Below are 12,508 nucleotides of genomic sequence, written 5' to 3' on the forward strand. Positions count from 1 at the left end.
ACGAAGGGGCGCGCGGCGCGTGTCCGTCGGGCGGGCGACGGCGCTGACCGCCGTGCTCATCGGGTGCGGGACGGCACTCGGGTTCGTCCGCGACCTGATCATGGCGCACCTGTTCGGAGCCAGCGGCGACACCGACGCGTTCCTCATCGGCTGGATGATCCCCGAGACGGCCTCGCCGCTGCTCATCGAGGACGCCATGGCGCTGCTCATGGTGCCGCTCGTCACCCGCGCCCTGCGCGACCGGGCGAGCGCCCGGCCGCTCGTGCGGGTCGTGCTGCCCCGGCTCGTCGTCGCGCTGGCCCTCGTGGCCGCCGCGCTGATGCTCGTCGCGCCGCACCTGGTCGCCGTCCTCGCCCCCGGCCTCGCCCATCCCGATGACGCCGTGCGCTGTGTCCGCTTCGCCGCCGTCACGATCCCGATGTTCGGCGTCGCCGGATTCCTCAGCGCGACGCTGCGCGCGCACGGCCGGTTCGGGCCGCCCGCCGCGATCTACCTCGCCTACAACGTCGGCATCGTCGCCACGATCCTGATCCTCAAGGACGAGCACGGCGTGCTGAGCGCCGCCCTCGGCGTCGCGGTCGGCAGCGTCCTCATGGTCGTCGTGCAGGTGCCCGCGTTCGTGCGCTGCCTCGGCCCCGCCCCCGCCCCCACCGGACCCGCGCGCGGCGCCCTCCGCCTCACCGTGTTCGCGGCGCTCGTCCCGATCGTCGCCTACACCGTCGGCCGCCAGGCGCAGGTGTTCGTGGAACGGTTCCTCGGCTCCGACCTCGCGGCCGGGTCGATCTCCCAGCTCAACTACGCGCAGAAGGTCGCGCAGGTCCCGATGATCCTGTCGCTGCTCGTCGTGACCGTGACGTTCCCCAAGCTCGCCCGCGTCTCGGCCGACGCCGACCTCGGCGCCGTCCGCCGCCGCATCGAGGGCGACGTCCTCGTCGTCAGCGCGATCGTCCTGGCCGCCGTCGCGTTCCTCGTCACGTTCGGGGACGCGGTCGTCGCCGTCCTGTTCGAGCACGGCGCGTTCACCGCGGACGACACCGCCGCCACCGCGCAGATCATGCGCGTCTACGCGCTCGGCCTGTGGGGGCAGTCGATGGTCGGCGTCGCGGCCCGCGCCTTCTTCGCCCAGCATCGCCCGATGTGGGGGCCGGGCGGGGCCGTCGCCGCCGGCCTCGCCGTGAACGTCGCGGGCGGCGTCGCGTTCGTCGGGACGTACGGCGCCCCCGCGCTCGCCGCCGCGAACGCCGCCGGGATCACCGTCGCCGCGCTGCTCATGCTCGCCGGGGTACGCCGCTCGGTGGCGCCGCTCGGCGCGCGCGTGCTGCTGTCCGGCCTCGCCCGCGTCGGCCTCGCCACCGCGGCGGCCTGCGGCACCGGCTTCGCCGCGCGGGAACTGCTCGCGCCGCACGTCTCCCCGCTCGCCGCCCTGCCCCTCGGCGGCCTCGCCGTGGCGGCCGTCTACGTGGCCGTGCTCGTCGCGCTCGTCGCCCCGCCCACGCGGTGGCGCGGCGGCGGCGTGCGCCGCGAGCTGGCGGCCTTCGCCCATCTCAGCGACGACGGAGGAACCCGATGAGCCCGACCCCGCCCATGCCGCTGGTGCTGATGTACCACTCGGTCGACCACTACACCGAGGACCCGCACCTCGTCACCGTCAGCCCGCAGCGGTTCGAGCGGCAGATGCGCTGGCTCGTCGCGCGCGGGCTGCGCGGCGTGAGCACCCGCGAACTGCTCGCCGCGCAGGACGCCGGGAGCACGCGCGGCCTCGTCGGCCTGACGTTCGACGACGGCTACGCCGACTTCGCGTCCCGCGCGGTCCCGCTGCTGCTGCGGCTCGGCTTCACCGCGACCGTGTACGCGGTCACCGAACGGCTCGGCTCCCACAACGCCTGGGACGACGGCCCCCGCAAGCCGCTGATGACGCCCGAGCAGCTCGTCGCGGTGCACGGCGCGGGCATGGAGGTCGCCTCGCACGGGCAGTGGCACGTCAAGCTGCCCGAGGTCCCGGCCGCCGAGCTGGAGACGGAGCTGACGGCGAGCCGCGCCGCCCTGGAGAAGATCATCGACGCCCCGGTGGACGGCTTCGCCTACCCGTACGGCGACGCGGGCGACCGCGAGATCGCCGCCGTCGCCGCCGCGGGCTACGACCATGCGGTCGCCATCGCCCCGCACGCCCCCGGCCGCCACGCCCTCGCCCGCACCTACATCGGTGAACGCGACTCCTGGCTCCGCCTCCACGCGAAACTCCGCCGCCACGAACTCCGCTGGAAGGCCCGCGTATGACCCCGCACCCCCGGCCCACACCAACGTTCCGGCCCGCCAACGCGCAGCCCCACCTCCACCCGGGCGCCCCGCGCATGAACCCGGGCCCCCGGCCGACCCGACCCGCCGCCGCGCAACTCCCTGCGCACCCGACAGGCTCACGTAGGGACCTCCGGGCCGCACGTGCGCCCCGGCCGGTACGCGCTCGCGCGGAAGGCCCGCGCATAAGCCTGCGGCCCCGGGCTGTACTGGCGCCTCGGCTGGTCCGCGCTCGCGCTCGCTTTGAGGGTTCGCGTATGGACCCGCACCGCCAGGCCGTGCCGGTACCTCAGCTCGCTCGGGTGCAGGTCCGTGCTCGTTCGGGCGGCCCGCATATGCCCTCGCGACCCCAGGCCGCACGTGCGCCTCGGCCCGCCGACGCGCAGTTCCTTGCTCATCCGACAGCCCGGCGTAGGGACCTCCGGGCCGTACGGGCGCCTTGGTCGGTGCGCGCTCGCGCGGAAGGTTCGCGTATGAGCCTGCGGCGTCGGGTTGTGCGGGTGCCTCGGGCGGGGTGTGTGCGGGTTCGTGGTCGCTTGGAGGATTTGCGTGTGGGTCTGCGATGCCGGGCCGTGATGCCTCGGCTGGGTCGCGTGCGGGTTCGGGCTCGGTTGGGGGCCTGGGTCGGGGTGGGCTGGGCTGGGCTGGGTGTGCGCGTCGTGGCCGTTGTTGGGGGCGGTCGGTTCTCTTGGGTGGGGCGGGATGCGGGCGGGCGGAGGTGAGGGCGCGGTGCGGGTGTTGCATGTGATCACCGGGTTGGGCCAGGGCGGTGCGGAGCGGCAGCTCGTCGGGCTGCTGCGGCGGGCGGCCGTGGAGTGCGAGGTCGTGGCGCTCACCAACGCCGGGTCGGTCGCGGGGGAGATCCGGGCACTGGGCGTGCCGGTGCACGACCTCGGCATGCGCGGCAACCGCGACCTGGCCGCGCTGCCGCGACTCGTCCGGATCATGCGGGACGGGCGGTTCGACGTCGTCCACACGCATCTGTACCGGGCGTGCGTCTTCGGGCGGATCGCCGCGCGGATGGCGGGCATCCGGCGGATCGTCGCGACCGAGCACTCGCTCGGTGACGGCGAGATCGAGGGCCGCCGGGCGCACGTCGCCGTCCGCGCCCTGTACCGCGCCACCGAACGGCTCGGGACGGTGACCGTCGCGGTGTCCCCGACCGTCGCGGAACGGCTGCGCGGGTGGGGCGTCCCGGGCGACCGCATCACCGTCATCCCCAACGGGCTCGACCCCGCCGAGTTCGCCTACGCGGCCGACCGCCGCGCCGCCGTCCGCGCCGACCTCGGCATCGACGCGGGCGAGGCGGTCGTCGGCGCGATCGGACGGCTGGTGCCGAGCAAGCGGTTCGACCTCCTCATCGACGCGTTCGCGGACCTGCCCGGCGGCACCCTGCTGCTCGCCGGGGACGGCCCCGAACGCGCCGCGCTGGAGCGGCGGGCGGCGCCGCTCGGCCGCCGCGTCCGCTTCCTCGGCGAGACCGGCGACGCCGCCGGCGTCCTCGCCGCGCTGGACGTGTACGCCGTCCCGTCCGTCCAGGAGACGTTCGGGTTGAGCGTGCTGGAGGCGATGGCGTCGGGCCTGCCGGTCCTGTACACGCGCTGCCCCGCCGTGGACGACGTCCCCGCCGAGCTCGCCCCCTACGCCGAGCGGCTTCCCACCGACGTCGCGGCCTGGCGTGCGGCGCTGGCCCGGTTCGACCGGCCGCCCGCCGCGCGGCTGCCGGTGCCGCCGGTCGTCGCGCACTACGACCTCGATCCGCTCGCCCGCGCGCTCGCTGACCTGTACGGCGCGGGCCGTCCGACCGTCCGCACCCCACCTCGCCAGGAGACGCACCGATGAAGCAGCCACCGGGACCTCTGCGGAGCCTGACCCGCGCGTTCGGCCTCGGCGCCGCGCTCGTCACCGCGGGCACCGCCGCCGGGGCGGGATACGCCCTGATCAAGACACCCGAGTACACCGCGACGGCCCACGTCATCGTGGTGACCGACGCGGACGACTCCGGCCCCGCCGCCGTGAACTTCGCCCAGGTCTACGGGCGCCTGGCGACGCTGCCGGAGACGCTGCGCTGGGGCGACCGGGAGTGGCCGTCGGGTTCGCCGCGCCGGGCGGCCGAGCACCTGCGCGCCTCGACGTCCCCGGACGCGCCGCTGATCCGCGTCACCGGCACGGCGACCGGCGCGTCCGACGCGGCGGCCTTCGCCAACGCGGGCGCCGACGCGCTCGTCCGCTTCGGCGCGGCCCGCCGCCAGGACACCGGCGTCCGCATCGCGCTGATGAGCGAGGCGACCCCGCCGCTGCGCCCCTCGTCTCCGCGCCTCCTGCTCGACATCGCGGTCGGCGCCGCCTCCGGCGTCCTGCTGGCGGGGCTCGCGGCGATGGCGGGCCTGCGCCCGACCCGTCGCCGCCGCTCCCCCGTCCCGACGCCCCCGGCGGACGCGCCCCGCGAGGAGGTCGCCCGATGACCAGCGCACCGGCCGTGACGTTGGTGGGCACCGCGTGGGAGGTGGAGACGCGCCGGGACGACGGAGCGTTCGACGCCCTCGCCGGGGAGTGGCGTGACCTCTACGCGCGGTGTCCGGCGGCCACGCCGTTCCAGTCGGCGGGGTGGCTCGCCGGGTGGTGGCGGAGCAAGGGACGGCCGGGCGCGTTGCGGCTCGTGCTCGTCCGGCACCGGGGGCGGCTGGTGGCGGCGGCGCCGCTGTACCGGGTCCGGCGGTGGGGGCTGCCGGTGCTGGTGCCGGTCGGCGGGGGACAGAGCGACTTCACCGACGTCCTGATGGACCCGGTGCACGCCGACCGCAGCCTCGGCGTCCTCGCCGGGGCACTACGGGCGGAACGTGGAGCGGTGGCGCTCGACCTCCCGGAGGTGCGTCCCGGCGCGGTCGCGCACCTGCTCGCCGCGCGGTGGCCGGGACGGGTCTGGACGGCGCCGGGTTCCACCTGCCTTCAGGTGCCCGCGCGTCCGATCGCCGAACTGCTCGGGACGCTGCCGGGGCGCACGGCGGGGAAGGCGCGCGCCAAGCTGCGGAAGGTCGACGCGAGCGGCGTCGTGGTGACGTCGGTGGACGCGGCGGGCGCCGCCGAGGCCGTCGGACGGCTTCTCGACCTGCACGTCCGGCAGTGGCGCGGCCGGGGCCTGAACCCCGAGCACGCGCGGGACGGTTTCCGGCGGCATCTCGCCTCGGCCGTCCCCGACATGATCGCGCACGGTGACGCGGCCCTGTTCGAGTACCGCGTCGACGGCGCGGTCGTCGCGAGCGACCTCGCGCTCATCGGGCACGACACGGTGGGCGCCTATCTCTACGGCGCCGACCCAGCCCTCCGCGACCGCCTCGACGTGACGCTGATGCTCCTCCGCCAGGACCTCGCCCTCGCGGCCTCGCGCGGCGTCCGCCACTTCAGCATGCTGCGCGGCACCGAGCCCTACAAGGCGAAGTGGCGCCCCACGGCGGAAGTAAGCTCGCGCCTGATCCTCGGCAGCTCCCCCCTCGCCCCGGCCTACGCCACCCCGGCCCACCACCGCGCCACCATCGCGGCCGCGACCCGATCCCACCGCCGTCCATGAGCCCCGCACCGGGGCCCGCCCTCGCGCGCGCTCCGCGCCGCCTTCCTGTCCCGGGACCGCCTGGTCACGGCGGCGCACCCGCGCCAGGGTTCGCCCTCGCGGGCGCTCCGCGCCGTGCGGCGCGCTGCGGTTGCGCGGGTGGGCTTCTCAGTGGGGCGTTGGTCCTGTTCTCCATGCCGGTTCGGGGCTGGGTCGTGTGTGAGTGGGTCGGGATGGCTCGGGCTGGGGCCTTGTCGGTGGGGTGGGAAGGGGTGGTGTGGTGATGCGGGTCTTGCATGTGGCGCAGCCGGTTGACGGTGGGGTGGCGCGGTATGTGCGGGCGGTCGTGCGGGATCAGCGGGCGCGGGGCTGGGAGGTGGCCGTGGCGTGCCCTCGTGAGGGGGCGCTGGGCGGGTGGTTGCGGCGGGACGGGGTGACGCATCTGCCGTGGGAGGCGGGGCGGGCGCCGTCGCCGGGGACGGTCCGGGAGGCGTGGGCGCTGCGCCGGGTCGTGCGGGGGTTCGCGCCCGATCTCGTCCACCTGCATTCGGCCAAGGCCGGGCTCGCCGGGCGGCTGGTGCGGCAGCCCGCGCCGGTGCTGTTCCAGCCGCACGGATGGTCGTGGCTCGCGGCGACGTCCGCGCAGGCGGCGGCCAGCAGGGCCTGGGAGCGGTGGGCGGCGCGGCGCGCCGCGCGGGTCGTGTGCGTCGGGACGGGGGAGTTCGAGCAGGGACGGGACTGCCGGGTCGAGGCGCGGTACGCGGTCGTGCGGAACGGCGTCGATCTGCGCCGCTTCGAGGCCGCGGACGCCGGGGAGCGCGCCGCCGCGCGCGCCGCGCTCGGGTTGCCCGCCGCGCCGCTGGCGGTGTGCGTGGGGCGGGTCACGCGGCAGAAGGGTCAGGACGTCCTGCTGGACGCCTGGCCGCTGGTGCGCCGTCGTCGGCCCGACGCCGTGCTGGCGGTCGTCGGCGGCGGCGCCGAACGGCTTCCGCCGCAGCCCGGCGTGGTGACCGTGTCCGAGGTGGACGACACGCGGCCCTGGCTCGCCGCCGCGGACGTCGTCGTGCTGCCCTCCCGCTGGGAGGGGCTGCCGCTGACGGCGCTGGAGGCGCTCGCGACCGGCCGTTCCCTCGTCGCGTCGGACGTGCCGGGGCTGACGGAGGTCGTCACGCCGCCGGTCGGCGCGCTGGTCCCGCCGGACGACGCGCCCGCCCTCGCCGCCGCCGTCGCCGCCCGGCTGGACGACCCGGCCCTGGCCGACGCCGAGGGCACCGCCGCGCGCACGATCGCCCACGAGTACGACGAGGACGCGACCCTCGCCGCCCTCGCCGCCCTGAGCACCGACGTCAGCGGCGTCCCGACCCCCGGCACGACAACCGACCAGGACACGGCGACGTCCCCCGCACCGAACTGAACATCCCCGTATGGCCTGACACTTACCGACTTTCCCCAAGCCCGACGTCCCCCGCTCTGGCGAGCTTGCCGACGGGGCTCGCCTCGCGTGGGGGTTGGCGGGACTCAGGTGGGTGGTGTCTCGTTGCGGGGGGTCGGTGTGGGGTCGTCGGGTGTGGGGTCGGGTGGGCGTGCGGGTTGGGTGGTCGGCATGGTGGCCGGGTCTTCTGGGCGGGTCGGCGGGGTTTCCTGTGCGGGTGGTGGGGACCCCGGTTCGTTCGTGGGGCTGGCGTTGGACGGCGGTGCTGCGGCGGGCTCGGCGGGGACCGGGCGATCGGATGCGGTGTCGGCGGGAGCGGCGGGCTCGGCTTGCGTTTCGGTGGACGGGGACGGCGACGGCTCGGGGCTGATGGCGCTGGCGTCGGGCGTGGGTGAGGGCGAGGGGGACGCTTCGCCCGCGCCGCCGAAGAGGGCCCGGTAGACCTCGGACGAGCGCGGATTGCGGGTGCAGCGCCAGACGCCGTGCGGGCAGTAGTCGCTGATGGTCTGGTAGGCGACGTTCTGCTGGGACATCCAGGCGTGCATGTTGCGGACGTAATCGGGGTTGTCGCCGTTGCGGAAGAGACCCCATTCGGGAAACGAGATCGGCTTTCCGCGTTCCTTGGCGAACTGCGCGTGCGCCTGGAGGCCGTACGGCTCGTCGATCATTTCCTGGAAGCCCATGTCGCGCGGCTGGTCGTAGCTGTCGGAGCCGATGATGTCGACGACGTCGTCGCCGGGGTAGCAGTCGGGCCAGGGGTGGGCGTCGCGCCCGCGGGTGGCGGTGAAGTCGAAGCGGAAACGGGCGCCGGGAACGGCGCGCATGGCGGAGACGATGCGTCGCCAGTACGTTTTCCAGTCGTCCGGGGAGGGGCCGCAGCGGCCGGTGTAGGTGGTGCCGTTCATCTCCCAGCCGGGGACCAGGACGGTTTCGGCGAGCCCGGCGCCGACGAGCCTTTCGGCGAGCGTCCGGAAATGCTTGTCGAAGCCGCCCCGGGCTCCGGCGCGCAGGAGGGTGCGGACGGCGCGGTCGGGGCGTCCGGCCTCGTTGGGCGTCAGCATCGGCACGTTGAGCACGAAGAGGCGCCCGGGCGCGGCGCGGTACCACTCGGACCAGGGGCGGATGATCCAGTCGGGGCCTTCGACGCCGCGCCAGCTCTCGCCGGGCAGGTAGGTGTGACCGACGTTGACGGTCGTGCCGAGCCACCGTTCGAACTCGGCGATGCGGGCGGCGCCGGCGGCGTCGGAGCCGAGGAAGGCGCCGATCGGCGCGGACGCCCGCACCTGCGCGGCGGGGCGCACTTTGGTCCAGACGCTCTGCGCGGTCAGTGTGATCACTGCGAGGACCGTCACGAGCGCTACCGAGAAGTGTCCGTGCGGGGTAAAAATCCGCCGTCGTAATCTGTCCGGGCGGCGATTGCGATGGAAGGCGTCCGTCCCCATGCGTAACGTATGCCCGTGGAACAGGGGGCCGAACAGACCGACAGGTCAGGGCGCGACAAAACCTCACCGCTCGCACCGATCCCCCCGGCGCCCGAGATCATCGACAAATGATGGAATGCGAACTTCGATGCTAATCGACGGAATGGTCCCAAGCGTCCCGGATCTGGATACCGGTCTGCCCGTCGTCCTGCTGCGCACGGACCCCAACCCCTTCCATCACGGCACGCTCGGCGCGATCCGCTCGCTCGGCCGCCGGGGCGTCGCGGTGCACGCGGCGCTCGCGGGCCGCACCGAACCGGTCGCCGCCTCCCGGCACCTGCGCGCCGCGCACACCGGCTGGCCCGGCCCGGACGAGCCCGCCGCCCTGCGGCAGCGCCTCGCGGGCCTCGCCCACCGCATCGGCGCCCGTCCGCTGCTGGTCCCGCTGGACGACGCGGGCGCCATCTACGCCGCCGAGAACTCGGCCGAGCTGGCGCAGTGGTACGTCCTGCCCCCGCAGGACCCGGACGCCCCCCGCCGCGTCGCCGACAAGGACGCGCTCACGGCCGCCTGCGAGCGGCGCGGCATCCCCGTCCCCGAGACCCACCGCCCCACGAACCGCGACGAACTGCGCGACGCGGTCGCCGCGCTCGGCCTGCCGCTGGTCGCGAAGTGGTCCCGCCCGTGGCTGCTGCCGTCCGGTTCCCGCAGCACGTGGCTGGTGCGCACCGTCGCCGAGGCCCGCGCGCTGCCGGTCGGCGCGGACGGCCCCGGCGGGCCGCTGCTGCTCCAGCGCCTGGTCCCGTCCGGCGGCGGCGACTGGTTCTTCCACGGCTACTTCGACGGCGACGGCCGCTGCCTCTTCGGCGCGACGGGCCGCAAGCACGTCTCCTACCCCGACGACACCGGCCACACGGTCGCGGGCGAGTGGGTCGACCGGCCGGAGCTGGCCGAGCAGGCGTGCCGCCTCGTCGGCGCGCTCGGCTACCGCGGCGTCGTCGATCTCGACCTCCGGTTCGACCCGGGCGCGGGCGTGTACCGGCTGCTCGACTTCAACCCGCGGCTCGGCGCGCAGTTCCGCCTGTTCGAGGACGCGCGCGGCCTCGACCTCGTCCGCACCCTGCACCTCGACGCGTCGGGCCGTCCGGTCCCGCCCGTCGCCCCCCGCTACGGGCGCACGCTGCTCGTAGAGAACCAGTTCCTGCGCCGCACGCTCGGTTCGCGCGGCGCGGTCGCCCGGTTCCGCGACCTGGCCGCCACCGGCGACCTCGCGTGGTACGACCGCGGCGACCTCGGGCCCTTCCTCGCGATGGGCCGCCACAGCCTGACGCGCGTGGCCGGGCGGGCCTTGGTCCGCGCCCGGGCGGGCGCCGGAACCAAGGGGGAGAGATGACGCAGGGTGCGGCGCTCGACGCGGTCGTCGTCGGAGCGGGTCCGTACGGACTGTCGGTGGGCGCGCATCTGCGCGGGCATGGCGCGGAGGTCCGCGTCATCGGGACGCCGATGGCGTTCTGGGCCGACCAGTTGCCGATCGGGATGCGGCTGAAGTCCGAGCCGTTCGCCTCCAGCCTGGGCGCGCCCCGGCCGGGGCTGACGTTCCCGGAGTACGCGCCGGGGTCCGGCATCGGCGACCCGATCCCGCTCGACACGTTCGTCGCGTACGGGCGCTGGTTCGCGGAGCGGTGCGCGCCGCGCGCGGAGGAGACGCTGGCCGAGCGGATCGCGCCGGACGGCGACGCCTACCGGGTGGAGCTGGCGACGGGCGAGAGCGTCCGGGCGGCGAACGTCGTCGTCGCGGTGGGCGTGGCGCTGTTCGCGCACCGTCCCGCCGAGTTGGACGGGCTGCCGCGCGAGCTGGCCTCGCACACGGTCGACCACCACGATCTCGGGGTGTTCCGGGGTAAGTCGGTCGCGATCGTCGGGGCGGGTCAGTCCGCGATCGAGACGGCGGTGCTGCTGGCCGAGAACGGCGCGCAGCCGACGGTGGTGGCGCGCGGCTCGGAGCTGGTCTGGAACGCGGTCCCGCAGGACGTCGCGGCGCGCGGCCTGTCGCCGGCGGGCCCGCCGGTGCACGGGCTCGGGCGCGGCTACCGCACCTGGATCTACTCGGAGTACCCGCAGCTCACCCGGCTGCTGCCGGCGGCGACGCGCCGCCGGATCGTGCGGACGACGATGGGCCCGGCGGGTTCGTGGTGGCTGCGCGACCGGTTCGACGGCGTCGAGGTGCTGCTGGGCCGCCGGGTGGTCTCGGCGCGGGAGCGGTCGGGGCAGGTGGTGCTGCGCACGTCCGGGCGGGACGGCACGCGCGAGGTCGTCGCCGATCACGTGATCGCGGCGACGGGCTACGTCCCCGACCTCGACCGGATGACGGTGCTGACGCCGGAGCTGCGGGCCACGCTGGCCCGCCGCGACCGGTCGCCCCGGCTCGACCGCGGGTTCCAGACGTCGGCGAGCGGCCTGTACGTGACGGGTCTGCCGGCGGCGGCGTCGTTCGGGCCGGTGATGCGGTTCGTGCACGGGTCGGCGTTCGCGGCCGACCGGATCGCCCGGCATCTGGTGGCGCGTTCGGGCGGGACGCGGCGGACGTCGGAGCCGGTGCACGCCTGACGAAACTGATCCGAAATGCCCCGGTCCATCCTGGATCGGGGCTTTCGGCGTTGCGGTCGGGGTAAGTCCTTGGACTTCCGATTAGTTTCTGTGTGATCACCTTGCGGCAGGTCTGGAGCGAGACGGGTGTCGAATCCGTCGCGCGAAAGATGGGAGACCGCATGTCGCGTCAACGCAACTGGATCGCCTCGACCGCCGCCGGACTCTCGGCGCTGTCCGCATGCGCCGTCGCGGGCGTCGCGGGCACGGCGCACGCCGCGCCCGCCTGGTGCTCCGGCCCCGTGCTGGACGCGGGGGCGCTGCCGGAGGTCGTCGATCGGGACGCGTGCGATCTGCGCGGACGCGTCGTGCGCGCCGAGGGCGGCGCGGCGGTGCGCGTCCCCGCCGACGAGACGTCGGTGCTCGCGCACGTGCTGCGCCGCGACGGCCGCAGCGAGCTGGGCGTCACGACCGAGCGCGGCGGTTCGCGGTTTCGGCTGCACCGCGAGGCGCCCGAGCCGCGGCGCACGGCGGCGGCGGCCCTGGCCGCCTGCAAGGACGGGGCCTTCAACGCGGGCAAGGTGACGTGGCCGAAGGGCGAGGCGGTGAAATGGTCGTACCACGCGCCGCCGGATGTCGACCTCGGCGTCAAGGACCCGGCCGAGGCGGTGGGACGCGGCGTCAAGGACGCGTTCGAGGCCACGACCGACTGCGAGGACCTCGGGCCGAAGCCCGACATCGAACAGGCTTACCAGGGCACGACCGACAGGGAACCCAACATCGCCGCCGCGGGCGAGTGCGGCAAGCCCGACGGCACGTCCGTCATCGGCTGGCGGAACGTCAAGGGCATGAGCGACCAGGTCCTGGCGATGACGTGCCAGTGGGGCCGGGGCGGCACGGCCATCGAGGGCGACACGGCGATGCGGGCCGTGAAGGACATGTGGTGGGAGCAGGGCCAGGGCACGTGCCCGAAGGGCCGGTACTACGCGTCGGCGGTGGCGACGCACGAGACGTTGCACGTCCTCGGGCTCGGGCACGTGTCGGGGAACGAGCACGACAACCTGACGATGTCGCCGACGGTCGCCCCGTGCGACGCGGGACCGTCCACCCTCGGCAAGGGCGACTACCTCGGGCTGATCAAGCTGTACGGCGAGCGGTCCTGACGGGTCCGTTCGGCGCGCGTCAGGCACCGTCTGTCGCACCACCGTGACAACACGTGAACGGCCG

Annotated in this window: 10 protein-coding genes; 9 read left to right on the top strand and 1 reads right to left on the bottom strand. The window is 75.2% G+C overall.

The annotated features are described in order from the left end of the window. The first annotated feature begins 19 nt into the window (after positions 1-19). The 6 genes from C229_RS29775 (at position 20) to C229_RS29795 (ending at position 7,256) form a co-directional block, all read left to right on the top strand. Positions 20-1,570 (top strand): lipid II flippase MurJ, encoded by a 1,551-nt coding sequence (locus C229_RS29775; RefSeq protein ID WP_018654385.1) that lies wholly within the window; start codon positions 20-22, stop codon positions 1,568-1,570. Next, complete coding sequence (locus tag C229_RS0107115; protein WP_026313526.1) at positions 1,567-2,277, top strand: polysaccharide deacetylase family protein; 711 nt, start codon at positions 1,567-1,569, stop codon at positions 2,275-2,277. Before C229_RS29775 ends, C229_RS0107115 begins: the two co-directional genes overlap by 4 nt. Positions 2,278-3,024: 747 nt before the next feature. Continuing rightward, positions 3,025-4,137: a glycosyltransferase gene (locus tag C229_RS0107125; RefSeq protein ID WP_026313527.1), complete on the top strand. Its 1,113-nt coding sequence runs from the start codon at positions 3,025-3,027 to the stop codon at positions 4,135-4,137. Then, on the top strand, positions 4,134-4,760 hold the full coding sequence (locus C229_RS29785; RefSeq protein WP_018654389.1) for a Wzz/FepE/Etk N-terminal domain-containing protein: 627 nt from the start codon (positions 4,134-4,136) through the stop codon (positions 4,758-4,760). Before C229_RS0107125 ends, C229_RS29785 begins: the two co-directional genes overlap by 4 nt. Next, the gene (locus C229_RS29790; RefSeq protein ID WP_018654390.1) at positions 4,757-5,863 is read left to right on the top strand and encodes a GNAT family N-acetyltransferase; all 1,107 of its coding nucleotides are present in this window, start codon (positions 4,757-4,759) and stop codon (positions 5,861-5,863) included. Before C229_RS29785 ends, C229_RS29790 begins: the two co-directional genes overlap by 4 nt. A gap of 262 nt (positions 5,864-6,125) precedes the next feature. Next, entirely contained in the window at positions 6,126-7,256 is a 1,131-nt protein-coding gene (locus C229_RS29795; RefSeq protein ID WP_081639806.1) for a glycosyltransferase, read from the top strand. Positions 7,257-7,360: 104 nt separating this feature from the next. Here C229_RS29795 and C229_RS0107145 read toward each other — a convergent pair whose 3' ends face one another. After that, positions 7,361-8,611: a glycoside hydrolase family 26 protein gene (locus C229_RS0107145; protein ID WP_018654392.1), complete on the bottom strand. Its 1,251-nt coding sequence runs from the start codon at positions 8,609-8,611 to the stop codon at positions 7,361-7,363. 247 nt (positions 8,612-8,858) lie between these two features. Between C229_RS0107145 and C229_RS0107150 the strand changes: the two genes are divergently transcribed. The 3 genes from C229_RS0107150 (at position 8,859) to C229_RS32670 (ending at position 12,444) form a co-directional block, all read left to right on the top strand. After that, complete coding sequence (locus C229_RS0107150; RefSeq protein WP_018654393.1) at positions 8,859-10,088, top strand: carboxylate--amine ligase; 1,230 nt, start codon at positions 8,859-8,861, stop codon at positions 10,086-10,088. Then, positions 10,085-11,302, top strand: coding sequence for an FAD-dependent oxidoreductase (locus C229_RS0107155; RefSeq protein ID WP_018654394.1), 1,218 nt, complete (start codon positions 10,085-10,087; stop codon positions 11,300-11,302). The genes C229_RS0107150 and C229_RS0107155 overlap by 4 nt, the downstream gene beginning before the upstream one ends. Positions 11,303-11,463: 161 nt before the next feature. Then, positions 11,464-12,444: a zinc metalloprotease gene (locus C229_RS32670; RefSeq protein ID WP_018654395.1), complete on the top strand. Its 981-nt coding sequence runs from the start codon at positions 11,464-11,466 to the stop codon at positions 12,442-12,444. Positions 12,445-12,508 lie beyond the last annotated feature (64 nt).

Origin of the sequence: Actinomadura flavalba DSM 45200, from assembly GCF_000374305.1 — a bacterium.
GTDB classification, from domain to species: domain Bacteria; phylum Actinomycetota; class Actinomycetes; order Streptosporangiales; family Streptosporangiaceae; genus Spirillospora; species Spirillospora flavalba.